General features: G+C 65.8%; 1 protein-coding gene and 1 pseudogene. Both read right to left on the reverse strand.

What is annotated here, in order from left to right:
* Positions 1-213: pseudogene (locus HMPREF2924_RS24335) on the reverse strand (type IV pilus biogenesis protein PilP); the annotation flags it as partial.
* Positions 203-568: type 4b pilus protein PilO2 (pilO2, locus tag HMPREF2924_RS24340; protein WP_168172969.1), on the reverse strand; the 366-nt coding region annotated here is incomplete at its 5' end. The pseudogene HMPREF2924_RS24335 and the gene pilO2, both read right to left, overlap by 11 nt.

The raw sequence follows: 568 nt of genomic DNA on the forward strand, positions 1-568 counted from the left end.
CATGGCGAACGTCTGCCCCTGGGCGCTGACGATCTGGCCGGTTTCGCCTTTGCCCTCCAGTTGCCGCTGCGCCGTGGCCAGACGCACCTTGGCCTCGGTGAGGATGGCCTGGGCCTGGATCTCCGCCAGTTCGCCAACGGTGCCGGCGCAGGCCTGGCCGGACGCGAGGAGGAAGAGCACGGCCACGGCCATGCCGATCGGCTCAGTTCGCATAGATTTCTCCTGTGACAGTCCAGTCCAACTGGCTGTCCTTGAGCGTGGTTTCGAGGTTGGTGATGCGGACCCCGGCGGCGGGCAGCCCCTGGAAGGTCAGGTCTGCCGGGAGCCTGGTCTGGGCGCTGAAGGTGAATTTCTTCCAGGAAGGCAACACCACTTGCTGCTCCGTCGCTGCTTCCGCGCCAGGAAGGGGCGGAGTTGTCTCCTGGCTGATCGACAGCTTGGGCTCGACACCCTGACGGTACAGATGGCTGGTGAGCGCCTGCAGCGCGTCGTCGGCTGGCTGCAGCGGCTCATCGCTACCGATGGCGACTTTCAGGTCGACCTTCAGGGCCGCGGTGTTGCCGTTGTC

Origin of the sequence: Pseudomonas sp. HMSC063H08 (genome assembly GCF_001813645.1) — a bacterium.
GTDB classification, from domain to species: Bacteria; Pseudomonadota; Gammaproteobacteria; order Pseudomonadales; family Pseudomonadaceae; genus Pseudomonas; species Pseudomonas aeruginosa.